Raw genomic sequence first — 26,352 nt, 5'->3', positions numbered from 1 at the left:
ATCTGAAATTCACGCACTGATGTATTAGTAGTGTGAACGCAGTAACCGTAAAAATAACGTTTAGTGATAACGATTAATAATAACTATAAATATTTAACTCATTATGAGGTTTTCAATGGAAGGATTAACGGCATTTATTAATGCAGTAAACAGCATCGTTTGGGGCGTACCCATGTTGGTGATGATTTTAGGAGTGGGATTATTTTTATCTATCGGATTAAAATTAATGCCAATCCTAAAATTAGGCACTGGTTTTAAACTGCTGTGGTCGGGTCGAGCAACCGACAGTGATAGCACTGATAAAGGTGAAATTAGTCCTTTTAATGCGCTAATGACATCGCTCTCAGCCACCATAGGAACAGGTAATATTGCTGGTGTGGCTACCGCTATTTTTATTGGTGGGCCAGGGGCATTATTTTGGATGTGGTGCACCGCATTAGTGGGTATGGCGACCAAATTTGCCGAAGCGGTATTGGCAGTTAAGTATCGTGAAAAAGACAGTAATGGCAATCACGTCGGTGGACCGATGTATTACATTAAAAATGGCTTAGGCAGCAAATGGGCCTGGTTAGGGACAGCGTTTGCGATACTGGGCTCTATTGCCGGTTTTGGGATCGGTAATACCGTGCAAACTAACTCAGTGGCAGATGCCATGAGTGCTAACTTTGGCGTGCCGAGCTGGGTTACTGGTTTAGTCTTAATGGTACTCGTCGGTGCAGTACTCATGGGCGGTATTAAACGTATTGCAGAAGTTGCTGGTAAACTCGTGCCGTTAATGACCCTGTTTTATATTGCCGCGGGTTTAGCTGTTTTAGTGGTATATGCAGACCAAATTCCTGCAGCATTTGAATTAATTATTCACAGTGCGTTTAACCCAGTTGCTGCTCAAGGCGGTTTTGCTGGCGCAGCTGTTTGGGCTGCGATTCGTTTTGGTGTCGCCCGTGGTGTGTTCTCCAATGAAGCGGGCTTAGGTAGTGCGCCCATTGCTCACGCTGCAGCGCAAACCAATGATCCGGTAAAGCAAGGCTTAGTGGCCATGCTAGGTACATTCATTGATACCATCATTGTGTGCTCTATTACTGGTTTAGCGATTATTGTTTCCGGTGCTTGGACATCAGGTGAGAACGGCGCAGCACTAACTTCATATGCATTTTCACATGCACTGCCCATGGGTAATTATATTGTGGCGGTAGCACTTGCTGTGTTTGCCTTCACGACTATTCTAGGGTGGAGTTTTTATAGTGAGAAGTGTGTTCAATACTTGCTTGGCGATAAAGCGGTAAAACCATTTCGTTTAATATGGACCCTTGTGGTACCCATAGGCGCCGTGAGTTCATTAGAGTTTATTTGGCTGTTGGCTGACACGCTTAATGCAATGATGGCCATTCCTAACTTAATTGCGCTAGTCCTATTAAGTCCTGTGGTCTTTGGTTTAACCCGAGAGTATTTTGCCAAGCAAAAAGCTAAGGCATTAGAGAGCTAATATCGCTATCGCGATAAATTACGATGGCATACACAGGGAGTGTATGCCTTTACTCAGAAGGAGTACTATCGATGAAACTTTCAAGCCAGATACTTCCATTGAGTTTTTTGCTTATGGCTTCATTAATCGTCGGTGGCTGTAATGGCGTCTCTATAAGAACCAATGCTGATGAATATATTACTTACCAAGCTAAAGCTTCAACGGTTGAAATCTATCAGCCCAGTGAATTGTATAACCATGACAATGAACCGCTAGGTGAGGTGGTGACGACGTATTGCGCTAACAAACCTGAAGTAATAGAGGTTGGTGTCCCCAGTATCAGCATGCTGAAAAAAGAATTAAAAGTGCAAACCCAACAAAGGGGCGGTAATGCACTCATTATCACAGACTGCGGCAAAATGATTTACCCAGCCTGTTCAATTTATTTAGAGTGCAATGGTCTTGCATACTTCTTAAAGTCTTAATATTAAGGTGAAGCCTTAATTTTATAAAAAGTATTGGCCTAATGACCCCGTAACAGGGGCTAGGCTAAAATAAATCATCTTCCCCTAAGCTTTTTCGCAATTCAGCTTGTTCGAGATAATCATCCAAGCGGCGCTTAACCTGTCTTTTGTGTTCAATAATTTCAGCCGAGCGTTGATTTTTTGGTGAAACCATTGCCTCGATTTCAGTATCATTTGGGATAGTCTCAGTAATATTAGCCATCACTTTATCCTCACATGGGTGGTACTCGTAAAGCATAATTAATGGCTTTACATAAACGGTAATCACAGCCTGAACGGCTTGAAACCGTGAGCACAATATTGCTACTTTATTGCTGAGCAATAATTTGCTAGGCAGCAGAAAAATAACCTCATAATTTGAATGTAGCAGCTAATAAAAAAAATGCGCACTTCTGTGGTGAGGATTTTGAGGCTCAGAGCAATAAAAAACGCCACCCTAAGGTGACGTTTTTTGATTTTTTAATAATTTAGATTAAATAGCTAACATCATTTAATACTTTTGATGGTTATAGATCGAAGCTATATGAGTAACCAAGAACAATTTTAGCATCATCATCTTCTAAATCAGTATCTGTTGCCATGAACGAGATAGTACCGAAATCAGTATCAGTGCTTAGTGATACGTTGTACTCAGAATAGCTATCAGTGCCGTACCAGCTGGTGATTACATCACCGTTTGAGTAACCATAATGGAAACCCAGTGACACTTTTTCAGTTAATGGGAAAGTCAGGTTAGCTTGAGCATACATCATATCTTTTGAATCTAATGGGCTTTCAGCAATATCATCACCGCCATTGACTGTGTAAGAGTATGCGACATCTAACCATTTCCACGCGAGACCAACTGTTACTTCACCAAAATCAACACTGCCCGGTGAATCTGGGTAAGCGTAATAAAGGTAGTTAATGTCGTAGCTTAAGTCTTCTGTAATGTCACCACCGAAACCGGCATACACATCAAGCTCATAAGAGGTGCCGTCACCAAAATCTACATTTGATGCCCAACCACCGACATAGAAACCTGACTCATGGCCATAATCAATGCCCCCCTGAACCGCAGCACCACTAGTTTGTGACACACCACGCCAAATATAGTCTGACGTCGCGCCAATATTACCCGTGACTTCAGCTAAAGCTGTAGTGCTTAAAAGTAAACCTGTTGATAGCGCAATAGCTTGATACAGAGATTTTTTCATTTTCATTCCCTCAAAGTTTTATTATTCAATTAGCATCTTGCATAAAGTCCGGTCGACGCTAAATGTTGTTTTATCTGAGGTACGTGTTGCTAATGATGTGCCATGTTTATAAAGCTAAATTAATCAATAGCTTAAAAATTACTGCACATTTATGTTGCATTTATGTTGCCACTTAATGATGCGTAGTTGCACTTTAATTGTGCAGTTTAAGTGTTGTTTTTACTTATTTATGCAAAAAAAAGACATAAAAAAACCTCCAAAAAAGGAGGTTTTATCGTTTTAGCGGTTTTTAGTTAACACTATTTTTTAGCGTTTTACCTGCTTTAAACTTAGGTACTGTTGCTTCAGCAATTTGGATCTCTTGGCCGGTTTGTGGGTTACGACCTGTACGTGCAGCACGAACTGATGTTTCGAAAGAACCAAAACCTACGATAGAAATCTTGTCGCCGTTTTTCATGGCTTCAGTTACCGCTTCTTCAAAAGACTTTAGTGCACGACCCGCTTCAGCTTTTGTTAACTCAGCATTTTCTGCAATTTTTGCAATTAATTCACTTTTGTTCATGTTGTATTCTCTGCTTTCCATAGATGTATTTATTTAGAACTAGATTAACATGCCATAAGCCATAAGGCTTTGAAAGCATTTTATCTGATAAATGTGCTGCTATATTGCAAATAAGTAACTTTTTAGTGATCTAGTTAGCTTAAACTCGGCTGAGTGAATTAACTGCTTCTGCCGTTTTTATCAAGTTTATTGATTTGTTGCTGCTCATTTTGAACTTTGGCCTACAAAAATTTGTTAGCTATCAATCTTCTAACAGTTGATACAGGAGTTGCTTCACTAACTTAGGTTCAAAGGGTTTATCACATAGCGCATTAACACCTGCGCTTGATACGTTGCTTAGGTGGGTATCGTTAGCTTCTGATGACACCATCAAAATCGGCACATGAGACTGCTGGCTTTGGTGGCGTATATATTGGGTCAATGCCAGTCCATCAACACTTGGCATATTGTAATCGGTGATTACTAAATCAAACATTTGCTGTTGCATTAATTCGATAGCTTCAGCGCCATCAGTTGCCTCGCTTATCATCCGAATACCTAAATTAGTAATAGTTCGTTTGATAATGTTTCGCGCCATGCGGCTATCATCAACCACTAAAGTGCGAATATCCTGAACATCAAAATGGCTTAGGTCCAGTTCGTCATTACTGATTAAATCAATAGTGGAATTCAGTGCTGTGGCCAAATGATCGGCATCGAAAGGCTTAGGTAAAATCGCGACGGCTCCAGATTGCCTAAATATTTCCAGTTGCTCACGGCGACATTCACTGGATACCAACATAAATTGAATATCTTGATAGTCAGAGTTTTGTTTAATAAAACTGAGTAGTTCAGTCGCTTCACCGTCAGTAAAGTGTAAAGCGCTGACAATGAGATCTGGCGTGTGTCGAACAATAATCTCTTTAGCTTGAGCAAGATTAGCGGCGGTTTGTATGCTATGTACGCCTTCTTGTTGCAGGCGTGAAATAATTATTTTTCTCTGAACATCAGATGGTTCAACTAGCAAAATGGATAATTCACTGGGCGATAAATGGCTCATTATATAGCTTCTTATTATTCGATCTGAGTTTTATGGGCGCATGTTAACTTATGCTAAGGGATGAATATAGTCAGCAGGGCGCCTTTGTTAACTTTTGGGCTTCAAATAAATCGCTGTTTCTTTACAAAATGCCACCCAGTATTGAAACACCAGCAGTGAAAATAGTACCGCAGCAATGGCAGGAATAGGGATATTAAAGCCATTGAACACCACTTTTACATCTTCAGGAGTGATTTGATAGGCGATAATAGCAGTGGTAGACAGTGCTAATATCGCTAAGGTTTGAATGGCTAAATATACCTTTAAGGCAATGCTGGCCCAGTGTGTTCGCATTAATAAGCCAACCAACACAGGGATAACGCCGATACTGAATAAATCTATACTTTGAATGCTATAAGAGCGCCAAAGGGCCACAATAGACAGTAACACGTACAATGCAATTAATAGGGTTAATCTTAACGGTGGTTTATTCATAGTATTATTATCATTATTGGAACTATGTGAGTGGTCATGTGGTGTAGAATAGCGTGAGTAGAGATAGTTTGTGAAAACGTTTTTTAAGAAATTAGGATAAGTAATGACTGAGGCGGAATTTTGGTCTTTGGTGACCCGTAGCCATCCTGAGCAATCAGAGCAAGCGTGCCATGATCAATTAGTGGAAAAATTGTCGGCGCTCGATGATGCTGACTTAGCGGCTTTTGATAAGATATTTGGCCAACAAATGCGCCGCAGTTACCGCTGGGATATTTGGGGCGCAGCTTTCATTGTTACTGGCTGTGATTCAGATTATGGCTTTGTGGAGTTTCGAGGGTTTATTTTATCCTTAGGTGAGACTTGGTATAACAAGATTATTGCTAACCCCGACTGTTTGGGCGAGCTTGAGTTATGGCCAACAAAAGATGACTATGCTTATCCCTTTATTGAAGATTATGATTTGATTGCCGGAAAAATCTATGAAGACCGCTGCGGTGAAGAGCTGCCTTTTGTACCCTCTGGTCAGCATACTCCTCAAGGTAAAAAGTTCAGTACCAAGAAAAAAGATCTCCGTAAAAACTATCCTTTATTAAGCCAGCGTTTTCCATTTTAAATATCGCTGAAAGTTAATTAAGCATCCACAAAAAATGCAGCTTTATAGCTGCATTTTTAGTGTAATTGAGATGTAAGCCTGTCAATCGGCAGACTTAGCTACTGCAAGTTTCTGATTGAGTATCAAACTCTAAACCGTATTTAGCGCAGGCTTGAGTCATAAACTTGTGTGCAGCGGTTTGTAACTGCTGATCAAGGTTTTTCTCTAATTCAGCATTAAACTCTTGCTCAGCGACTTGTATATGCTGGTTCATTAACTGCTGGTGTTGTTTTATCGCTTCGGCGCCTTTTGAATCGATATCAAATTGATGGGCAAAGCTTGAAGATGACACCAGCATGGCGATAAAAACTGTCGCTGCGAGAGCGATAGGCTTAATCATCTTATTGCTGGTAGTTGTGCCGATTGCTGTATTGGTTTCGATGTTATTCATATTAACTCCAGTATTGATACGTTAATTGCTATTAGCGCTGAATCCTTGAGCGATATATATGTCCAAATTTTATTCGTTGGTCAGTCTTTCGCGATATTCACCTTGATATTGTTAAGGGAAATAAGGCGCTAGTACTTGTTGAGAGACACATTAACCTATTTTTACTGAATGATTACTGAACAGTTAGTTTGTTATTTGAGCAGATTTTGGGTTGGTCGGTATTAATCTCTATCAAATGTTGTTTCAGCAAGTATTGCTAGAGTAGGTTAAGCTTATATTCAGGTAACTGCTTGTATAATCCGACAAGTATAGAATTGTTGATTTTTTAAACACTAGGTTCATAGCTAGGGGAAAATGATGAAAATGAAATATTTACTATTAGCAGGTGCATTGGTATGTAATGTTGCTGCAGCTAAGGACGAAGTCGTGGTCAACCCAGTGACTGAAGACGGTGTGGTTAAAATTCAATGGCAAGAACCTAAAAAGTACCGAGATTTAAAAACGGCCAATGAAGTGAAATCTCGTTTTCAGCAGCGCTTTTTCGACACTATGACTAAAAATATCAACAAAGAAGCTGAAAAGATTTTAAAACCAGAGCAGAAACTTGAGATGGTGGTTTCTGATGTGGATTTAGCCGGTGATCTGCGGCCAACATTTGGCGCGACCTCCGCTAGTGAACTGCGGATTGTAAAAGACTTATACCCACCACGTATGACCTTTAGCTACAGCATCACTGAAGGTGAGCAAGTGATTATGGCCGGTGATGAAAAGTTAGTTGATATGAACTTTATGTATGGCACCCATTCAACCCGTAATCAAAAGCCGTTTGAGTATGAGACTAAAATGCTTGAAGATTGGTTAAAGAAAACCGTAGCACCTAAGTTATAAATATCTATGATTCAGTAGTTTATGTTATATTTAAAATCTAAAGCGGCTTATTGATAAGCCGCTTTTTTGTGCCTAAACATCACTAAGTGCTGGTGTCAGCTATTTGGTGTTCTGTTTGAATAAGTGCAAGGTTTGCAGCAAAGCACCGAGCTTTTTCACATAAGCCTCTAAGGTTTCAGGCGGAATATGTCTGAGTTCTTGGATCTCATCTAACTCGTCAGCTAATTCTTGTACATAAGGCAAGAAGCGGTTACTACTTTGGCTAAAGCCTTGTTCTTCGGTAAAAATTGCTACAAACTTACCGTGGCCGACTTGGTGTAATTCATCGAGTCTTTTATCGGCATCAATGGCTTGACGGTATCCTGTTTGCAGGCTTTCTTTTATTTGCTGGATAACTTTGGTATACGGCATGATAGCCTCATTCAACATCTTCAAATTAAGCTAAATTATAAGGGTCTGCTATGGGACTAACAAGTCTAATGGATTTTAAATTAACGTTTGCTGCAACAAAGCGTTGCTCTGCTTATTTGAGTTTGTTAATCGTCGCTATTTTAAGCTGTGGTTTAGCGACTGCAGCTGAAACCGACACGCCGCCTTTTTATAAAGTCACTTATCAAGGTAAACAGGCATTCATATTAGGCTCAATTCATGTGGGCAAAGCTGATTTTTACCCGATGGCACCGGTTATTGAGCAGGCTTTTTCTCAGGCTGATGCATTGGTAATTGAAGCGGATGTGACTAAAGCCGATACTCAACAACTATTAGGTCAATATGGCCTAGCAACTCCAGCAAGCAGCGTCGATTTAGGGCAGGCTTATCCAGCTTTTTGTAAACTCAATTTAGCGGTTTGTCAGGGATTATCGCCTTTAGCGCCATGGCTTCAGGCTGCGCAAGTAGCATTAGTGCGTTTCAGTCAGTTAGGGTTTAGCGCTGAAGAAGGGGTGGATGTGACTTTTGTAGCTAAAAATCAAGGGCGCACTTTGTTAGAGCTTGAAAGTGTGGCCTACCAGTTTGAGTTGATTTCATCTTTTAGTCAGCAAACGCAACGGCAAATGTTAGATGAAGCGGTTGAGACAAGTGATGAAGAAATGCTGCAAATGGTGGCCGCTTGGCGCGGTGGAGATAAACAAAAACTTGCCGATATCATGGAGCATCAAAGCGATGATGTAGCCAAAGAATTAGTTGAAAAACTGCTGTGGCAGCGGAATCAGCAAATGAGTCAGCGCACCATAGCGCTATTAAACGAAGGCAATTATCAGCAGCTGTTTATCATTGTCGGTGCAGGCCACTTGGTGGGCCGCCAATCGATGCCGATGATATTAAAGCAAACAGGGGCTGAGGTAACAGATTGTTGGCATGCCCAGTGTTTATAAACGCCAGTGAGTAAACTTTGGGGCTGTGCGGTATTTTTACACTGTAGTATAATGCGCGCATTAAAGCATTTGTGAGTAGTGTGAAACGGAGAAATACCGTTATTTTGCACAGTAATTTCACCGTATAAAAAGGTAAGCCACTTGAGTAACGATTACTCTATAGCATTAACGTCAATGCCGTCGTTGTTGTCTTTATACCGCAAAATATTATTATCGCGTAAGCCTGGTTGGGATCAGCAACCTTTACCAAAGATCCATGTACAGACGGATGGCATTAGATTATCAGATAAGAAAATTCGTCAATATGCTGAGGTATGTCAGTTTGATTATGATGGCAAAGTGTTACCGCCAACATTTTTGTACGTGCTTGCATTTAGATTACATGCCACCATTTTTACCCATAAAGCGATTACCTTTCCTTTATTGGGGATGATCCATCTTAAAAATAGCATTAGCTTGTATCGGCCTATTAACGCTGATGAGGTTTTTAAGGTTGAGTGCAACCTTATTACTAGCCAAACCACGGATGCAGGACTTGAATTTGAACTAGAATCTAAAGTCTATGTTGGTGATGAACTCGTGTGGCAAGCCTTATCAACTTACCTATACCGTATTGAGTCTAAAGGCCGCAGAGCAAGACCACCGCGAGCTTCTGATATGGTGTGGGAAGACGTCAATACCTGGTCATTAGCTGAAAATTTAGGCCGTCAGTATGCCAAAGCCTCAGGTGATTATAACCTGATCCACCTGCACCCAATGGTGTCTAAGCGTTTTGGTTTTGATCGTGTTTTAGCCCATGGAATGTGGTCTAAAGCCCGTTCACTTGCTGGGTTGATGCAATTTATTGGTGATAGACCATTTAAGGTGGACGTAGAGTTTAAGTTGCCAGTATTTATGCCTTCGGATGTCACCTTTGCTTTTGAAAGCATAGAAAATGGTAAGCGTTTTGAAATGCGTGATATTAAAGGCCGCAGACCACATCTAATGGGTACCATGTCGTACTTAGATTGATACCCTAGCGTTATCGGTAAATGCATAACAAAAAAGCCCGCAGCAAGAAATTGCAGCGGGCTTTTTAGTATTTTAAGGCTATTAGATTAACTTGTCACAGCTTAGTCTGCCGCCTTTTCATGATAAATATGCACATCTCGTTGTGGGAATGGAATACTGACGCCTTGGGCATCAAACTGCATTTTCACTTCACGAGTAATATCCCAATAGACTTCCCAGTAATCCACTGGATTTGCCCAAGGGCGAACCACAAAGTCTACTGACGATTCACCGAGTGTATGTAACTTAATCGTCGGCTCTGGAAACTTTTTCACTTTTGGGTGAGCCATAACAATATCGGTTAAGATTTTTTCCGCTTTAGGAATATCATCGCCATAGCCAATGCCAAAGGTCATATCCACACGACGTTCTTGCTCGGCGGTGATGTTATTGATGGTATCGCCCCAAATCTTATTATTAGGAATAATCAAGCGTTGGTTATCTAAGGTTTTCACTGTGGTAGAGACTAAGCTCATATGGCTAACACGCCCCGTAACACCTGCAGCATTGATTAAGTCACCGACATCGTAAGGGCGGTAGATTAAAATCATCATTCCTGAGGCAAAGTTAGATAAGGTATCTTGCAAGGCAAAACCGATAATCACACCAGCGATACCAAAACCTGCCAGCAGTGGTGCTAATTCAAAGCCAAGTTGTGATAGTGCGATAAGCAAACCTAACGCGAAGATGACGTTACCAGAAATAGAGGTGAAGAAATCTTGCAATAGCATGCTGAAATTAAGCTGGGAAGAATTAACTGCTTTGCGAACCACTTTTTTAACTAATTTAGACACTAAGCTGGTTAAAAATAAAATGATGATGAAGATAACCACTTTAAAGGTAAGCCCTGTGCCATTTTCCAGCGCTTGATTTTTAGCTATATCCATCCAGTCATTCAGTAAACTTGACGCTACATCAAAGTTTAAAACATCTTGAGTAATATCCCCTGAAACACTAAATAGCGTTTGCTTAATTTGCGCAGTGTCTTGGCCTAAGTCATCAAGCATATCGGCGGCAATACTTAAACTGCTGCTGTGCTGTGATAATCGCTCTTTGAGTTCAATAACTTTGGATTTTTGCTCGGCAGTGATATCAGCGCCAGCAGTTGATGCGTCACTAATCGCTTGTTTAAGTTGGTTTTGGGTATAGTTGACGATACTTTCAAGATAGTCAGCCCGCAGGGTTAGCTCATTGGTTAATGCTGTTTTGGCACTGTCGACATTAATATTTAAGGTGTTGGCCCAATTGATTGTTTGTAGTTCAGCCTGTAAGTAAAGATCCCTGTCGGCTTCACGATCAATAACCGCTTTCATTGTTTGAGTCTGATTTTCGTCATCTAATGCCAGTTTCAGGGCTGTGATGTCATCATCTAAATATTTACCGACATTATCTAAAAAGCCCAATTGTTGCTGTATTTGCGGGGTGAGATAGGCTAAATCCGGGTTTTCTTGATTAACTAATGAATCTAATTTTTCTCGTAGTTGATTGTTTTTATTCAGAATGCGGAATTCACTGATTGCTTTTAATTCACCTTTTGCGGTTTTAAGGTAGCTTACATCGGCATCAATGCGTTGTTGTAGTTGGGCTATTTTATTAATGGTTGCAGGGTCAGCTGGCGCTGCAACACTGCTTTGTGAAAAGCTCATTAAGCTGACGAAACAACATAAGATAAGCAAGATTCTAGGCATGATAAACGTCCTGTATATTGATAATGACTTTATCATAAGTTATTGAAGGAAGTTTGACGATAATTTGCTAGACTAACGCACTTTTTATTTTCAGCTACAGGTTGCTCATCATGGCACTGCAATGCGCACATTGTCACAAGCCTATGTCGATTAGTAAGATCAGTGGAACTCGAGGTAAGGGGTTCTCATCGCATATTCAGTGCTATCACTGCCAGGCTTGGCTTGGTCGCCATCGTTATCTTACGATGTTAAAAATACTTGGCTTTTATACTGCGGTAGGTGCGGGGCTGACAGGCTATTTTGTGGCAGGATTAGCCAATATCATTACCCCCGTAATCATGCTGTCGCTGATCCTTACAGGGGTAACGCATTTAATGGATCATTTATTGGTTATTGAAGCGCCTGAAGAGGGCTCTCAAACAAATTAATCTACTACTTGAACTTGATTTTCTAGTGATGTTTCAACGTAGTAAATACCGCCAAGAACTACAACACCGATGATCACCATTGTTAAAATAATGCCCACATTGTCTTTTAATAAATTCATCATAGATAATTCCTCTGTCATTGGCAGATTAAATTGGTATTTATAGTAAATATATTAGCCTTTTCAGCTTAAGCTAATCTTAAAATAACATAATGTTGAGAGGGTTAAAGCGCCCTTGTTGATCACAAATTTTCAGTAGAAGTGATTTGTAACAAACTTGTAGTTGATTTTTTAGTTTTAATTTATAAGAATAGCAGCCATTGTTACTGGGTATTCGCTGATATGATTTAATGGATGAGACTAGTTAAGTGAGATTTGCTTTGCACATAAGACGAAATATTGCGATGTGGCTTTGCGCCATGCTCGTATTATTGTCTTTTGCCGCATCCGCTCACGGATCTGTTCATAAACATGAAAGCATTAACACTCACTGCAGCTTATGTTTTCATAAGCATCAGGTTCACAAAACCCTTCCAAGTATTGAATTTAGCATTCCGGTTGTACGTCAAGAGTATGAACTCACACCGTTAGCCAATTCAGAATCTCTTAGTTCACATCAGGCTTATTACCATAGCCGCGCACCGCCAATCTTCATTTAATTCAACAGTTTAATTAATAATTATAAATTATATTTCCCGACTATTAAGTAAAATAGCCGGGTGTTTGTTGTATTTTGGAGATTTTATGTTTAGTTCAAATAAACGACTGTCAGCAGTCGCAATCGCGTGTGCCTTTTCTTCAGGCTCTGTTTTTGCAGAAGATTCAAGCTTAACCAATCCTAATATCAGTGCGGTGTTAGATGGTTTTTATCAATCAGGTGATCGTGGTTTAGGTGGCAGAAGTGAAGGCTTTGGTTTGGGTGAAACTGAATTTGCTATCAGCGCTAATATCGATGATATGTTCTACGGTAAAGTCACTGCGATATTAGAAGTGCATGACGGCGAAACTGAACTTGAGCTTGAAGAAGCCTTTATTCAAACCATGGGTATGCCTGGCGGTTTTGGTATTCGCGCTGGTCGTTTCTTGTCTGATGTGGGTTATTTAAATAATCAGCACATTCATACCGACGCTTTTGCTGATCGTCCTGGGGTTTATCGCGCCTTTATGGGCGGGCATTACTTTGATGATGGTGTCAGATTAACTTATGTAGCGCCGACAGATTTGTATTGGACTATGGGTGTTGAAGCCTTTAGTGGTAAAAAAATGCGCGCTGAAGATGAGCATGACGAACGTGACTTTAGTTCAGTAGGGGTGTATTCGGCATTCACCAAGTTTGGCGGTGATATTGGTATCTCGAGTTCTTGGCAAGTGGGTTTAAGTTACTTACGTAATGAAAACGGTAAAACTTATCTAGAAGATGAGCATGAGCCCCATGTTGATGACGATCACGACCATGAAGGTCATAGCCATAGCGCAGCCTATACTGGTGAAAATACCTATATTGCAGACTTTGTCTACAAGTGGGCACCAAATGGTAATTACAAATACCAACACTTAACTGTTAGCGGCGAGTACTTCCGGGTAACTGATATTTTCTCATTTGAAGAAGATCATGAAGATGAACATGAACATGAACATGAACATGAACATGAACATGAGATACTCAGTGCTGAAGGCCATGACGATTACCATCAAGGTTGGTACTTAAGTGGCGTGTATCAGTTCTCGCCAAATTGGTCTGCTGGTTTACGTTATGGTGAAGTGGATAGCTTTGAAGCCCACGGCGATCACTTAGACCCACAAAAGCTAAAAGAAACCGAATTAAGTTTGGCGTGGCATCAGAGCCATTTCTCCACCGTACGTCTACAATATACTAACCAGAAAGGCACCAACTTTGATGGTTTTGAAGACGATAATATCATTACTCTACAATATGTTATGTCATTAGGAGCTCACGGTGCGCATCAATTCTAAAAAACTAATATTAGCAGCTGGCATATTTGCCAGCTTGTTAACGAGTTCTGCAAATGCAGCGCTTAATGTATTTGCTTGTGAGCCTGAGTATGGCGCATTAGCAAAGGCATTAGCTCCTGATGCTAAAGTCTATTCAGCCACGAGTGCGCAGCAAGATCCACATCAAGTGCAAGCGCGTCCAAGCTTAATTGCTAAAATGCGTCAAGCTGACTTAGTGGTGTGTGCTGGCGCCGATCTCGAAATTGGTTGGTTGCCAATGTTGCAGATGAAAGCCTCAAACAACAAGGTGCTTTCAACTGATACTGGGCTTTTTTATGCCGCGGATCATATCGAGACCTTAGATCAACTTGAGCAAGTGGATCGCTCTATGGGTGATGTCCATGCCAAAGGTAATCCGCATTTACATTTTGACCCTAGAAAGTTCCTTAAAGTGGCGCAGGCGTTATCAGCGAAAATGATTGAGTTAGATCCTAACTCAAGTGCTGAGTATCAAGTTGCATTAACTGAGTTTACTGAGCAGTGGCAGCAAGCTATTCCGCGCTGGGAAGCGCAAGCGCAATCGCTGAAGGGCAAAAAGGTCATTGCTTACCACTCAAGCTTTCGATATTTGTTTAACTGGCTCGGCATGGAGCAAGTGGCAGATCTTGAGCCGAAGCCGGGCATCCCACCCAGTAGTAGCCATTTAGCTAAACTTGTAAGTCGCAGCCAACAAGGTGATGTGATGGCGGTGATAGTGGCCTCATATCAGGATGAGCGTGGCGCACATTGGTTAGGTGAGCGCACTGATTTGCCTGTGGTGATTTTGCCAATGTCAGTAGGTGGCAACAGTCAAAGTCAGGATTTGATTAGCTTATATGACAGCGTACTGACGTTATTAACTGAGGCGCAATAAGCCTATGCTAGATATCGAGCTGCTATTGATTTTGTTTCCGGCATTTATTGCCGGAATCATCATTTTGTCTACCCATGTGGTGTTAGGTCGACAAGTACTTAAACGCGGTATTATTTTCATCGACTTAGCGATTGCCCAAGTGGCTGCGCTGGGGGCTATTGTGGCTCATATGGATCATAGAATTGAAGATATTCCTTATTCTCATGTGTGGATGCCTGCCATATTTGCCTTGGGCGGCGCTGGGCTTATTGCTTGGTTATCCAAGCGTTTTGCCGATGAATTAGAAGCCTTTATTGGTTGTTTTTATGTGCTTAGCGCGGTTGGGGCAATGTTGTTATTGTCTAATGATCCCCATGGCGCAGAGCTGTTAAAGCAGCTAATGTCGGGGCAGATATTGTGGGTAAATTGGTCGCAGCTTGTGCTGCCGGCTTTGGTGTCAGTAGCGATCCTCGCTTTAATTGCATTGAAGCCTCAGATCCTCGAAGGCGCAGGTTTTTACTTTCTATTTGCCATAGTGATTACACTATCGGTTGAGTTAGTGGGTGTTTATCTTGTTTTCAGCACCTTAATTTTGCCAGCGTTAGCGTTAAATCAGTATGTGGGTAAATATACCTTGCTGCTGGCTTATGTGGTGGGATTTGTTGGTTACCTAGCAGGGCTTATACTTTCGGCTAGTTATGACTTACCTAGTGGCGCAGCCATTGTTGCGGCATTAGCGGTCAGTGCTGTGTTAATGCGTTTACTGCTCAGTAATCGTTCTAATAAGGCTGAAATGTAACGCTGCAGAATTAATGATGCGTTAATGTTTAAGGCATCATTAATTCACTTTTAGCAGTGTATAATGCCAAGCATATTAATTATCTGAGCTATTCAGAGCATTAATCCGCTTGGTATAACTACTTTAAGCTTACATTTGTACACCGAAATTAACTTAAGCTATTGAGTCCAGCAGATGTGCTGGCTATACTGTCGCCACTTTATTTGTAGGAGTCTGCTGTGCTGTTAATTGCTCGTTCAATTATTCTAGCAGTGTTACTAACACTGGCGTTTTTTTTCGCAATCATCCTTTGTATTGTTAGACCTATGCATCGTGATAATGTCCATGTGATTGCTAAACTATTTTCATCTGTTGCTCCTATTTTAGGGATTAAAGTGATTACCCGTAACGCGGTGATTAACCCTCAAGTAGACACTGGCGCTGAGGCTAACGCTGGTACTGACACTGAAACCGAAGCAAGCCTTAAGCAACCTAAGATCTATTTAGCGAATCATCAAAATAATTTTGATTTATTTACCCATACCTCTGCAGTGCCGGAAGCCACGGTGAGTTTAGGTAAAAAAAGCTTAGCTTGGATGCCATTATTTGGGCAGATTTATTGGCTATCAGGCAATATTCTGATTGACCGTAAAAACCGTCATAGTGCCTTTGATACTATGGCCAAGACTGTTAAGAGAATGAGAGAAAAACTGTTATCTGTATGGATTTTCCCTGAGGGGACACGCTCTAGAGGGCGCGGTCTACTGCCGTTTAAAGTCGGGGCATTCCATACTGCTATCGCCGCCAAAGCGTCAATTGTGCCAGTATTAGCATCTTGCCAAAATCATATTAAACTTAACAAGTGGAATAATGGTGTGGTCATTGTCGAAATGATGGCACCTATGTCGACCGCAAACGTGGATAAAGCCGATGCGAAAAAGCTTTGTGCTAAGGTGCATCAAGTGATGTCACAGCGTTTAGCTGAATTAAATCAAGAAGCATCGCTATTAATGGCTAAACCTCAGTAGCTTTATCACGTATAATTAGCCCTATAGCGTATTTAAATTTGTTAACGGAGAGAATCCATGTCTATTGAAGCTCAACTTAAAGAGCAATTTGCCGAGAACCGTGAAATTATTCAGGCGCTGCTTGATGATGGTTCACAAGCTGATGCTGAATATACTATCGAGCATCATTTCTCTTCGACTAACTTTGATCGTTTAGAAAAAGCCGCAGTTGATGCTTTCAAATTAGGTTTTGAAGTTAACGACGCTGAAGAGATGGAGCTTGAAGATGGCTCAACCATTATTTGCTTTGATGCTATCGCCAATCATGCTCTTGAAGCATCGTTACTTGATAAAGCATGCGAGCAATTAATGCTGCTTGCTGCCAAGCAAAAAGTTGATTATGACGGCTGGGGCACCTTCTTTATTGGTGACGAAGAAGAGCTTGATGAAGATGAAGACCAAGATGACGACGGTTTCTAAATCATTAACGACTATCGCTTAACTAGCGTCACTCGTTTAATAAATAAGCCCACTTAATTGTGGGCTTTTTAATGGCTTATCGCGGTGGGGATAAAATGAACCTCTGCAGGTTATTTTTCAAATACCGTGGTTTGATTACGGCCATTTTCTTTCGATTGATATAAAGCTTTATCGGCGCCAGATAACCAACTTACACTGCTAGTGGTGGCAGAGGATAAATCATTAACGCCAATACTGATGGTCATTTTAATGATTTGATTGTTATAAACCACTTGCGAGGCTTCGACTTTTTTACGCAGTCGCTCAGTGAAGTATTTTGATTCAGCAGCGGTGGTATAAGTCAATACTACCGCAAACTCCTCACCGCCATAGCGGCCGGCAAAATCAGTTTCACGTAATGATTGCTTTAATATGTTGGCGAGGCTTTGAATGACTTTGTCACCTGCAGGGTGGCCGTATTTATCATTGATGGCTTTAAAATGATCGATATCAATCATTATCATACTGGCTTTTTCACCATAACGGGCAAAGCGCTCGTATTCTTTTTCAAAGCAAACTTGCCAATGACGGCGATTATACAACTGGGTTAAGCTGTCGGTTTGGCTGAGTGTTTCTAGTTGCTCATTGACTGATTTAAGCTGTAATTTATTGATGGCGATATCAGTCACATCATAAACGATAATACTAATATGGGTGATTTCACCCGTTAGCGACGCCAGTGGCAGCAAAGTAATGTTTTGGTACATGTAATCAGCGCGGCCAGTGATCGGGCGATAATTTTTAAACTGGAAGACATAAGGGCGCTGCTCCCAGCTGATGAAAGATCGGTTTTTGAGTAGAAATACCGACTCCATTTTTTGCTTAAGCCATTCAGAGGGTAAATCGTTAAACGCTTCAAAAAGATTGCGACCTTTAATACTGTTAGGTGACACACCGCTATGGTTTTCCATGAAACCATTCCAAAGCTGGATATTGTAGTCACGATCTAACACCACCAAGCCAACTTCAATGGTTTGTACCATATCAATAAGCCAGTGTAGCTCGTTCATTGCGCTTTGATCAGTAGCCATGCTCTAACATCCGTATTGTATTATTCTTTTTATATGCAATGTTAAGTCATTGCAATTAACTAACTGTTTATATGATTATTATCTTAATCTATTCAAATATATAGTGAAGCTTTGCATTCAATGTAGGGATTGAGTCTTCCGTAAATAACAGTAATAAGTCACACTGAATATTGTGGTCTTCAATCTGATAATTGATTTCCATGGCAAGGGTGCGTTGCCATTTTTCTGAGTTGTCATGGATAAGCTCATTTACCGTGCAGTGGCGACCAAGTACAACGGGGTGACCTTGACTAAATTTCATATCAAGCTGCTCTGAAATGCCATTCAAGAATGCCCCAATAAGCACATTACCAGTATCAATGAGCACTTCAATTTCATTGTTAGCATCTTCAGGATCACTGTGGCCCATGAGTTTAGCCATGTCAGCAAAGCTTGAGTCATGGAACAGTAATAACGCCTCACCAGCAACCCCAGCGCCAATAAAACCTTGGCATAATGCAGAAATCTTCGAGCTTTCTTCGGTGGCTTTAAGTGCCATGGTCAGTTCGCTGACTTCTAAAACATTGACGTTGGGGATTGGCAGTTTTACAAAAACATCGAGTAGTTTCGCTAATAAGTCGGCAGCGCGGCCCATGGCGACATTGGCAATTTCTTGGCAAGCGTCACGTAAATCAACTTTAAACATTGGCGTGTCATTGGTTGATTGTTTAAGGGCTAAAGTTAAAATGCCGTATTCTTCTAAGATATTGCTGATGGACTCAGCACTAACCGGCTTTTGAATAAAATCTAATGCGCCAAGGGCTTTTACTCGCTCATGGGCTTTTAATTGAATATCACCAGAGACCACAATGACTAAGGCGGGCAAGTCTTCTCGCTGAATGGCTTCTAGTACTTCATAGCCATCCATGACGGGCATATTAAGGTCGAGAAAGACAATTTCCCCTTTTCCTTGACGGATCACCTCCAAGCCTTCTTCACCATTGGTTGCGTAACTGATTTCAACATCCCAATGTTTGGGAAGTGTTCGCGCCATTTGTTTTCTGGCTAATCCTGAGTCATCACAGATTAAAATAGGAATAGTCATGGCTACAGCAGATCCTTTTACAGGGTATTATTATTTTGAATGCATTAGCTATTACTCGATCGAGCACTTAAACGAACTCCGATTAAACAAGAAAAATGAGTCGATGAGTAATGTTACTTTTTATGGGCAAACATACTACAACTTATTGCTGACTTTTCGCACCAAAAATCGACAATTTTTTGGCGTTTAACGAAAAAATGCTCTTAAATTCAGTAAATCTGAATTTTGACGGCACTTTTGTTCCTGCGGGAACATATATATTGTTGTAGTTTTAGCAGCTTATGAAGAATATCAAATTAGCTTAACTATTCGCCAGTAAGCCAATTTATGCTAACGTAACTTCTGGACTGACCAGTTATTATTTATATTAAGGATGAACAATGAATAAGAAGTTAGTGGCGTTAAAAAAACAAAACGGTATTGCTTTTGTGACGCTAAACCGACCAGATAAATATAACGCGCTCAATTATGAAATGTTTAAAGCCATTGATAAAACCATTAAAAATATTAGAAAAGATAGCGAAATTAATGCGGTCATATTATCCGGCGCCGATGGTAATTTCTCTTCGGGCTTAGATGTTAAAGCGATTGCTAAATCCCCCTCCATGATTGCCAAATTGCTGTTCAAATGGCTACCAGGTAATGCCAACTTAGCCCAGCGGGTGTCTATTGGCTGGCAGCGTTTACCCATCCCTGTGATTGCAGTATTAGATGGCTGCTGTTTTGGTGGCGGTATGCAAATTGCGCTAGGGGCAGATATTCGTATTGCAAGTGATGATGCCAAGCTGTCTATTATGGAATCAAAATGGGGCTTAGTGCCTGATATGGCTGGACTGGCAGCGCTTAGACAGGTGATGCCCAAAGATAAGGCCTTAAAAATTACCTATAGCGCAGAAGTGCTATCAGCCGCACAGGCGCTAGATTTTGGTTTAGTGACCGAGAAAAGTTCACAGCCATTGCAGCGTGCTATTGAGCTTGCCGAGCAGTTTATGACCCGCTCTCCTGATGTGAATGCGGCCATTAAAATGAGCATTAATCATAGTTGGTCAGCCTCAACAAGGCGGTTATTAAGTCGTGAGTCTTTAAGCCAAGTTCGCCTGTTAGCGGGTAAAAACCGTATCATTGCCGCTAATCGTGAAATAAAGCAAACCGAGCAAGCTTATCAGTCTCGTCAGCCTTGGTGGTGATAATGAGCGAGTCAGTTGTGAGTTAATCAGCTTTTAGACTAGTGCGGCCAATACTGCATTGCACAAATTTAGTGAATAGCTGAAAGGCCATTGGAGATTGATTATTATGCGATGTTATTGAAAAAATTGAAAATACGCCTTATTACTCAGTCTTAAAATAAGCAAATAGCCATTAAGGGGCAGCAATATGCTGGCCCTTTTTATCGTGCGGTAATGACTTTACTAAAGCCTGCAATATGATGCAGCACTTGCTCCCAACCACTTTGATTATCGAGATTAAGCGCTAATTGATATTGGCGGTAATACTGGCTCGATTTAGCTTTATTGAGTGCTTTTCTGCTAGCACTTTCAGTCATAGATATTTGATGAGCATCGGCTGATTGCAGATCCAGTATTGGGATATCGATTTCTCTGAGCTGTTGGGCAATGGATAAACCGCGATGTTGCGGCGCAATAATCTGCTCATATTCACGATAGGGGTTGATCACCACTAATAAGTCGGGCTTGGCTAGCTTAGCTTCAAAAAGTAAGTTAATGACCATGCCCGCACTATCATCGGTGACGATTAATAGTCTTTTTCCTGGGAACTGCGCCTCAATAGCTTGCAATTGGTCGAGACTGTCCACCATAAGTTCTTGCTGAAAGTTACGCAGTTCAAGTAGTTGGTTTGAGCTAAATTTGGGGGCTTGCTGGTGACGACTCAGGGTTAACTGCGCTTCACCGGCTTTGGGAATTTCTTCGGCGTCAGTGGCAAAATTTGGTCGGTATAAACCTTCAGTGGGTTTTATGCTCAAGCTTGCCCAGCCAAATGCGGGGATCTCATCACGTAAATAGCGAATTAGGCCACTGCCACTGGCGGGGGAATCGGTTGGACCGACTATAATAGCTGCGCCGCGCTGGTGCGGGCCTTGCCAAGGTTTGACCCAAACTGGCTGTTGTTGATCTTGGACGCTGATAAATTGTTTTCCAGCATTAGCAGTAGGCAACTCACTGGCTGCCATAGCATTGTGACAGAAAAGGCTGAGGCTAAAAAGACTGGTAACAGATAAAACAAACAGAGGCTTTAGCAGCAATGTGGCTTCCTTAACGAATCTTGCGATGTCATCACTATAGACTTGTGCGCTTATGTTTATGAGCTTATGTTTATGAGCTTATGTTTACGCTAAACACTTAAAACAACGACAAAAAATAGATACAAAAAAGCCCTGAAGTTCAGGGCTTTTTGCTTCGAGTTAGCAGTGTATTATACGTGGCTAACTAATACCATTCTAATAGCGTCAAGTTGGAATTGACTATCATCAATATAGCCATTCAATTCAGCCATTTGATTGCGAATAAAGTCCACTTCAGAATCTCGAATATTCGGATTCACGGCCTTTAGCGCTTCAAGTCGGGTCAACTCACTAGTTAGCTGGGTGGTCATTTTTTCACGGGCTTGCTCAACCAGTTTGGCTAATTCAATTTCAGCCTGTTGCTGACCTTTTGCCAGTAACGGGTGCAAAATAGGTTGTGATGCATTCACAAGCTTACTGGCAATATGACGGTTAACCGCACTTAACTGTTTATCAAAGCTCTTATAATCGACTTTGTCAGCTAAGTTTTGGCCACTTTTATCCAATAACACTCGGATAGGGGTTGGTGGCATATAGCGATAAAGCTGTGATGACTTAGGTGCCGAAACATCAGCCATGTAAATTAACTCAAGGAACAAGGTTCCAGCAGGTAAGGCTTTGTTTTTAAGCACTGCAACACTGGTGGTTCCGGTTTCTGAGTCAGTTATTAAGTCTAACGCCGTTTGCACTAATGGATGCTCTTGGGAGATAAAGGCAATATCATCACGTGATAGGGCAGTTTCACGATCAAATGTCACAGAAATACCATCTTCAGGCAGACCTGGGTACGATGGGAATAGCATGTGCTCACTTGGGCGTAATACGATTGAGTTCTCGCCGCGATCTTCTTGATCCACACCGATAATGTCCCACAAGCGGATCACCGAACCAATTAAGTGGGTATCTGAGTCTCGCTCCGCTAAGCGTTCAACTAACTTTTTAGATTGCTCGCCGCCATGGGAGTTAATCTCTAACAGCTTATCGCGGCCTTGCTCCATCGCTTGCTTAAGTGCTTGGTAACGGCTTTGGGTACCGTTAAGCAGCGCTGTCATTAGCTCTGGGTTGTCATCGTTGAGTACGTTCATTAGCTCATCAGCAAATTCATTGAACAATACATGGCCACTTGGGCAGGTAAGTTCAAATGAGTTTAAGCCTTGATGATACCAATGCATCAGTCTTTCTTGGGCGGTGTCTTCAAGGTATGGCAAATGAATTTGAATATCATTTTGCTGACCAATACGATCTAATCGACCAATACGTTGCTCAAGTAAGTCAGGGTTGAGCGGTAAATCAAATAGCACTAATTGACTCGCAAATTGGAAGTTACGCCCTTCAGAGCCAATTTCAGAACAAATTAACGCCTGAGCGCCGCCTTCTTCTTGAGCAAAGTACGCGCCGGCTTTGTCACGTTCAATAATCGACATCCCTTCATGGAAAACGGTTGCCTGAATACCTTCACGGGTGCGCAGTGCTTCTTCAAGGCTTAATGCCGTTTCTGCTTGGCTAGCAATAATCAGCACTTTTTTACTGCGATTATCTTTTAAGAATTCAATTAACCAATCGACTCGCGGATCAAACTTCCACCAACTGGCACTATCGGTTTCAAAGGCTTGATACAGTTTTTCAGGGCTTAGAGATTGCTTAGCTTGATCTTGAGCTGATTTTTTCGATCCCATCATGGCATTAACGCGCTCAGCCGTGACGTATTCTTGCGGCATAGCCAGTGGATGCGGATTAAAAATACGGGTCGGGAAGCCACTGACAGAGGCGCGGCTGTTACGGTATAAAATGCGGCCAGTACCGTGACGGTCGAGTAAATCTTGTAATAACTCAGCGCGGGCAGCTTGCTGGGCGTGAGCATCGACATCATCTGCTTGGATAAGCTTAATGCTTGCGCTGATGTCTTTCTCGCTGAGTAATTCGGTTAAGCTGACAACAGCACTGTCAGCTAACTTGTCGTTGGCAGCTAATGCTTCGGCGGCCTCTGCAACGCTTTGATAGCTTTTTTCTTCTTCAAGAAACGCGTTGTAGTCGTAGAAGCGATCTGGATCCAGTAATCGTAAACGAGCAAAGTGACTTTCATGGCCTAATTGATCTGGCGTTGCCGTGAGCAATAACACTCCAGGCACTTCTTCACTTAAGGCTTCTACGATTTGATAAGCGCGACTTGGGGCGGTTTCGCTCCACTCAAGGTGATGGGCTTCATCCACTACCATTAAGTCCCAATCGGCATCGACAGCTTGTTCTAAACGGCGCTTTTTACGTAATAGTTCTAATGAACAAATGACTAATTGTTCAGTGTAAAAAGGGTTGTCGTTATCGGCATAGGCTTCAACGCAGCGATCTTCATCGAAAATAGAAAAACGTAAGTTAAAGCGGCGCAGCATTTCAACTAACCACTGATGGCGCAAAGTGTCAGGCACAATCACTAAGATACGTTCAGCACGGCCAGTCAATAATTGTTGATGGATAATAAGGCCAGCTTCAATGGTTTTACCCAAACCTACTTCATCGGCTAAAAGTACTCTAGGGGCATAGCGACGACCGACTTCATGGGCAATCCACTGTTGATGTGGAATTAAACCAACACGTGGGCCTTGTTGCCCAAGCAAATCTGAGGTGGCAAGTTTATGGCGTAGCATTTGGCTTTGGTAACGAATACCAAAGCGCTCTAGACGATCAATTTGACCGGCAAATAATCTGTCTTGTGGTTTATTAAAACGAATGTTGTGGTTTAGTAAGGTTTCACGCAGACGTACCGTCTCGTTGGTCTCACTGTGGATACCAACATAGGTGACTAAACCATCTTTTTCTTCGACTTCACTGATGGTTAGGCTCCAGCCTTCATGGCTTTCTACGGAGTCACCGGGATTAAAAATTACACGAGTTAATGGCGCTTCACTGCGGGAGAACAAACGGTTCTCATCGGCGGCAGGAAACAATACTGTCACCATACGGCCTTCAACAGCAACCACAGTTCCTAAACCAAGTTCTGACTCGGTATCACTAATCCAGCGTTGACCTAAAGAAAACGGCATTTTTTACTCTCATTCGGGACGGATAAACACAAAGGGCGCGTATGTTATACCAAACGCTACTCAATTTAAATTCTAGCAGTGATTTAAATATTCATCTGAAGGAATTTCACTTTTACGCCAGCGAATTTTTGACATCTTAGTGTCATCTCTGTGCCAACTTTAACAACTTAAACTCGAACCTTTAATCAATAAAATGATATTGAGACTTGATATAATTACTGGCATAGTAAATTTAAGTTTGGTTGAAAATCAATCATGATGATTCGATTAATCCAGCTTATGAACAGGAGTTTATATTGCTTTAATCCCATAGTTACATTTTGTATTGAGCACTCTGGAGGCGCCATGGAACGAGACGACAGAAAGTTGTTTGTACTGGATACCAATGTGTTACTACATGAACCTTTAGCGATATATTCGTTTAAAGAACATGACGTAATAATTCCCATGACTGTGTTAGAAGAATTAGACAATATAAAGGATAGAAAGCACGATATTAGCCGTGATGCCCGGGTCGCGATTAGGGCATTGGAAGACATACTTGGCGGTAAGACCTCGCCGGAACAAATTCTAAACGGCGTTGCACTCCCAAGCCGCGAAGGACATTTAGACGTATCAGGTAGTTTATCTATTTTCCCCGACCATCAAATCGACTTTATCATTGGCGCTCTGCCAGGCGATAATAACGATAATCGTATTATTAACACCGCACTTCATCTACAAAATCTGCATCAGCCTCGTCAGGTCGTATTAGTCACCAAAGACATTAATATGCGCCTTAAAGCTAAAGGGGCGGGTATTGAGCGAGTTGAAGACTATCGCACCGATCAGTTAATTGATGATATTCGCTTTTTGGCGAAAGGCTTTTATCAGTTTGACGGTGATTTTTGGGACAAGGTGGATAAAGTCTCTACTGATAGAGAAGCTGGCAAAGTCGTCCATCAGGTGGATATCGATGCCGTAGGTAACGAGCCCTTCTACAGTAATCAATACCTTATCGATGAAACCTCTGATTTTTGCGGCAAGGTTGCCAGCAAAACCGCAACACATCTTAATATCATCGATTATGGCCGCGAAAGGCTTAATCATTTGCAAGCTTGGGGTGTTAAACCTAAGAATATTTATCAGGGGATGGCGTTAAATGCTTTGCTAGATCCAGATATTGACTTAGTGATCCTCACCGGCCCCGCCGGTTGTGGTAAAACCTTAATTGCCATGGCGGCTGCGCTTGAGCTGGTGGTTGAGCAAAACCAGTACGAAAAAGTCATTGTAACCCGTAACACCCCTGAAATTGCCGAGTCCATCGGTTTTTTACCTGGCACCGAAGAGGAAAAAATGGCGCCCTGGCTTGCGGCAATTACTGATACCCTTGAGGTGCTGCATAAAAATGATGTTAACCCCACCGGCAGCATGAACTACATCATGGAGAAGGCGAACGTGCAGTTTAAATCGATTAACTTTATGCGTGGCCGCTCGATTCAAAATTCAGTGGTCATTTTAGATGAATGCCAAAACCTGACCGCATCACAAATCAAAACCATGATCACCCGCATGGGCGAGGGCACCAAACTAGTGTGTTGTGGTAACTTGGCGCAAATAGACTCAACCTATTTGACGGCGGTGACATCAGGTTTAACCTATATTGTGGAGCGTTTTAAAGACTTTGACGGCAGTGCCAATATTTACCTTAATGGTGTGGTGCGATCTCGCTTAGCAGAGTTTGCTGAAGAGAACTTATAAGCACTTCTGCTTTAAAGTACCGTTTATGGCTACCTGTTAGGTGGCCATTTTTTATTTTTAAGCAATCTGTTTCAACGAGCTCTTTTAACGCGCCTTTTATGTAAGCGGCCAGTTTACGGGTTATTGCCAAGAATAATGGTCAGATTTTTGCTATGTTTTTAGTGGAATGGAGTGAAAAATAAATTAGTCATGTTTTGTGAACATTTATTCGTGTGCTTGCGAATATGTTCCTGATAATATGCATAAATAGACATTGTTAGCGTACCTCCTTTTTTACCTTATTAA

At 41.6% G+C, this 26,352-nt stretch carries 28 protein-coding genes; 15 read left to right on the top strand and 13 right to left on the bottom strand.

Annotation, left to right across the window (positions count from 1 at the left end; translation table 11 throughout):
• The first annotated feature begins 115 nt into the window (after window positions 1–115).
• Window positions 116–1,483: a sodium:alanine symporter family protein gene (locus BCU91_RS07775; RefSeq protein ID WP_102436618.1), complete on the top strand. Its 1,368-nt coding sequence runs from the start codon at window positions 116–118 to the stop codon at window positions 1,481–1,483.
• 71 nt (window positions 1,484–1,554) lie between these two features.
• Window positions 1,555–1,947: a hypothetical protein gene (locus BCU91_RS07770; RefSeq protein ID WP_102531226.1), complete on the top strand. Its 393-nt coding sequence runs from the start codon at window positions 1,555–1,557 to the stop codon at window positions 1,945–1,947.
• A gap of 64 nt (window positions 1,948–2,011) precedes the next feature.
• Here BCU91_RS07770 and BCU91_RS20380 read toward each other — a convergent pair whose 3' ends face one another.
• The 5 genes from BCU91_RS20380 to BCU91_RS07750 form a co-directional block, all read right to left on the bottom strand.
• Window positions 2,012–2,188, bottom strand: coding sequence for a hypothetical protein (locus tag BCU91_RS20380; protein ID WP_198590449.1), 177 nt, complete (start codon window positions 2,186–2,188; stop codon window positions 2,012–2,014).
• 304 nt (window positions 2,189–2,492) lie between these two features.
• Window positions 2,493–3,182 (bottom strand): TorF family putative porin, encoded by a 690-nt coding sequence (locus BCU91_RS07765; protein WP_102436622.1) that lies wholly within the window; start codon window positions 3,180–3,182, stop codon window positions 2,493–2,495.
• Between the two features lie 289 nt (window positions 3,183–3,471).
• Window positions 3,472–3,744: an HU family DNA-binding protein gene (locus BCU91_RS07760; protein WP_102436624.1), complete on the bottom strand. Its 273-nt coding sequence runs from the start codon at window positions 3,742–3,744 to the stop codon at window positions 3,472–3,474.
• A gap of 241 nt (window positions 3,745–3,985) precedes the next feature.
• Complete coding sequence (locus tag BCU91_RS07755; RefSeq protein WP_102436626.1) at window positions 3,986–4,783, bottom strand: response regulator; 798 nt, start codon at window positions 4,781–4,783, stop codon at window positions 3,986–3,988.
• Between the two features lie 87 nt (window positions 4,784–4,870).
• The gene (locus BCU91_RS07750) at window positions 4,871–5,257 is read right to left on the bottom strand and encodes a hypothetical protein (protein WP_102436628.1); all 387 of its coding nucleotides are present in this window, start codon (window positions 5,255–5,257) and stop codon (window positions 4,871–4,873) included.
• Between the two features lie 103 nt (window positions 5,258–5,360).
• Here BCU91_RS07750 and BCU91_RS07745 point away from each other — a divergent pair, with 103 nt between their 5' ends.
• On the top strand, window positions 5,361–5,870 hold the full coding sequence (locus BCU91_RS07745) for a DUF4240 domain-containing protein (RefSeq protein WP_102531225.1): 510 nt from the start codon (window positions 5,361–5,363) through the stop codon (window positions 5,868–5,870).
• A 94-nt stretch (window positions 5,871–5,964) separates the two neighbouring features.
• Here the strand turns inward: BCU91_RS07745 and BCU91_RS07740 are convergent, their stop codons facing one another.
• The gene (locus tag BCU91_RS07740) at window positions 5,965–6,300 is read right to left on the bottom strand and encodes a hypothetical protein (RefSeq protein WP_102436632.1); all 336 of its coding nucleotides are present in this window, start codon (window positions 6,298–6,300) and stop codon (window positions 5,965–5,967) included.
• Between the two features lie 357 nt (window positions 6,301–6,657).
• Between BCU91_RS07740 and BCU91_RS07735 the strand changes: the two genes are divergently transcribed.
• Window positions 6,658–7,188, top strand: coding sequence for a DUF3016 domain-containing protein (locus tag BCU91_RS07735; RefSeq protein WP_102436634.1), 531 nt, complete (start codon window positions 6,658–6,660; stop codon window positions 7,186–7,188).
• Between the two features lie 99 nt (window positions 7,189–7,287).
• Here BCU91_RS07735 and BCU91_RS07730 read toward each other — a convergent pair whose 3' ends face one another.
• Window positions 7,288–7,599, bottom strand: coding sequence for a prephenate dehydrogenase (locus BCU91_RS07730; RefSeq protein ID WP_076540628.1), 312 nt, complete (start codon window positions 7,597–7,599; stop codon window positions 7,288–7,290).
• Window positions 7,600–7,649: 50 nt separating this feature from the next.
• Here BCU91_RS07730 and BCU91_RS07725 point away from each other — a divergent pair, with 50 nt between their 5' ends.
• Both BCU91_RS07725 and BCU91_RS07720 read left to right on the top strand, forming a co-directional pair.
• Window positions 7,650–8,561 (top strand): TraB/GumN family protein, encoded by a 912-nt coding sequence (locus BCU91_RS07725; protein ID WP_102531224.1) that lies wholly within the window; start codon window positions 7,650–7,652, stop codon window positions 8,559–8,561.
• Between the two features lie 141 nt (window positions 8,562–8,702).
• Window positions 8,703–9,572, top strand: coding sequence for a MaoC/PaaZ C-terminal domain-containing protein (locus BCU91_RS07720; RefSeq protein WP_241901136.1), 870 nt, complete (start codon window positions 8,703–8,705; stop codon window positions 9,570–9,572).
• Window positions 9,573–9,673: 101 nt separating this feature from the next.
• Here BCU91_RS07720 and BCU91_RS07715 read toward each other — a convergent pair whose 3' ends face one another.
• Window positions 9,674–11,299, bottom strand: a complete 1,626-nt coding sequence (locus BCU91_RS07715) for a mechanosensitive ion channel family protein (protein WP_102436640.1) — start codon at window positions 11,297–11,299, stop codon at window positions 9,674–9,676.
• A 110-nt stretch (window positions 11,300–11,409) separates the two neighbouring features.
• Between BCU91_RS07715 and BCU91_RS07710 the strand changes: the two genes are divergently transcribed.
• Window positions 11,410–11,727, top strand: coding sequence for a hypothetical protein (locus tag BCU91_RS07710; RefSeq protein ID WP_102436642.1), 318 nt, complete (start codon window positions 11,410–11,412; stop codon window positions 11,725–11,727).
• Here BCU91_RS07710 and BCU91_RS20680 read toward each other — a convergent pair.
• Complete coding sequence (locus BCU91_RS20680) at window positions 11,724–11,849, bottom strand: hypothetical protein (protein ID WP_277869338.1); 126 nt, start codon at window positions 11,847–11,849, stop codon at window positions 11,724–11,726. The two genes, BCU91_RS07710 and BCU91_RS20680, sit on opposite strands and share 4 nt — an antisense overlap.
• 257 nt (window positions 11,850–12,106) lie before the next feature.
• Between BCU91_RS20680 and BCU91_RS20160 the strand changes: the two genes are divergently transcribed.
• The 6 genes from BCU91_RS20160 (at window position 12,107) to rraB (ending at window position 16,836) form a co-directional block, all read left to right on the top strand.
• A complete protein-coding gene (locus BCU91_RS20160; protein WP_198590837.1) occupies window positions 12,107–12,385 on the top strand; it encodes an ABC-type zinc uptake system zinc chaperone in 279 nt (92 codons plus the stop codon).
• 85 nt (window positions 12,386–12,470) lie between these two features.
• Entirely contained in the window at window positions 12,471–13,700 is a 1,230-nt protein-coding gene (locus BCU91_RS07705; protein WP_102531223.1) for a hypothetical protein, read from the top strand.
• On the top strand, window positions 13,690–14,592 hold the full coding sequence (locus BCU91_RS07700) for a zinc ABC transporter substrate-binding protein (RefSeq protein ID WP_241901140.1): 903 nt from the start codon (window positions 13,690–13,692) through the stop codon (window positions 14,590–14,592). Before BCU91_RS07705 ends, BCU91_RS07700 begins: the two co-directional genes overlap by 11 nt.
• A 4-nt stretch (window positions 14,593–14,596) precedes the next feature.
• Entirely contained in the window at window positions 14,597–15,370 is a 774-nt protein-coding gene (locus BCU91_RS07695) for a metal ABC transporter permease (RefSeq protein ID WP_102436648.1), read from the top strand.
• A gap of 218 nt (window positions 15,371–15,588) precedes the next feature.
• Window positions 15,589–16,377 (top strand): 1-acylglycerol-3-phosphate O-acyltransferase, encoded by a 789-nt coding sequence (locus BCU91_RS07690; protein WP_102436650.1) that lies wholly within the window; start codon window positions 15,589–15,591, stop codon window positions 16,375–16,377.
• A gap of 57 nt (window positions 16,378–16,434) precedes the next feature.
• On the top strand, window positions 16,435–16,836 hold the full coding sequence (gene rraB / locus BCU91_RS07685; RefSeq protein ID WP_102436652.1) for a ribonuclease E inhibitor RraB: 402 nt from the start codon (window positions 16,435–16,437) through the stop codon (window positions 16,834–16,836).
• 110 nt (window positions 16,837–16,946) lie between these two features.
• On the opposite strand, the gene BCU91_RS07680 is transcribed toward rraB, so the two are convergent.
• Window positions 16,947–17,906, bottom strand: a complete 960-nt coding sequence (locus BCU91_RS07680) for a sensor domain-containing diguanylate cyclase (RefSeq protein WP_102436654.1) — start codon at window positions 17,904–17,906, stop codon at window positions 16,947–16,949.
• Between the two features lie 88 nt (window positions 17,907–17,994).
• Window positions 17,995–18,990, bottom strand: coding sequence for a response regulator (locus BCU91_RS07675; RefSeq protein WP_102436656.1), 996 nt, complete (start codon window positions 18,988–18,990; stop codon window positions 17,995–17,997).
• Between the two features lie 380 nt (window positions 18,991–19,370).
• Between BCU91_RS07675 and BCU91_RS07665 the strand changes: the two genes are divergently transcribed.
• The gene (locus BCU91_RS07665) at window positions 19,371–20,177 is read left to right on the top strand and encodes a crotonase/enoyl-CoA hydratase family protein (RefSeq protein WP_102475359.1); all 807 of its coding nucleotides are present in this window, start codon (window positions 19,371–19,373) and stop codon (window positions 20,175–20,177) included.
• A 200-nt stretch (window positions 20,178–20,377) separates the two neighbouring features.
• On the opposite strand, the gene BCU91_RS07660 is transcribed toward BCU91_RS07665, so the two are convergent.
• Together BCU91_RS07660 and rapA are read right to left on the bottom strand one after the other, a co-directional pair.
• Complete coding sequence (locus tag BCU91_RS07660; protein ID WP_102436662.1) at window positions 20,378–21,250, bottom strand: DUF3530 family protein; 873 nt, start codon at window positions 21,248–21,250, stop codon at window positions 20,378–20,380.
• A gap of 170 nt (window positions 21,251–21,420) precedes the next feature.
• Window positions 21,421–24,327 (bottom strand): RNA polymerase-associated protein RapA, encoded by a 2,907-nt coding sequence (gene rapA, locus BCU91_RS07655; protein ID WP_102531222.1) that lies wholly within the window; start codon window positions 24,325–24,327, stop codon window positions 21,421–21,423.
• A 345-nt stretch (window positions 24,328–24,672) separates the two neighbouring features.
• Here rapA and BCU91_RS07650 point away from each other — a divergent pair, with 345 nt between their 5' ends.
• Window positions 24,673–26,067 (top strand): PhoH family protein, encoded by a 1,395-nt coding sequence (locus tag BCU91_RS07650; RefSeq protein ID WP_102436666.1) that lies wholly within the window; start codon window positions 24,673–24,675, stop codon window positions 26,065–26,067.
• Window positions 26,068–26,352 lie beyond the last annotated feature (285 nt).

The organism is Shewanella sp. 10N.286.52.B9 (assembly GCF_002873635.1).
Taxonomy (GTDB): domain Bacteria; phylum Pseudomonadota; class Gammaproteobacteria; order Enterobacterales; family Shewanellaceae; genus Shewanella.
This window is presented reverse-complemented; position numbering and strand designations above follow the sequence as displayed.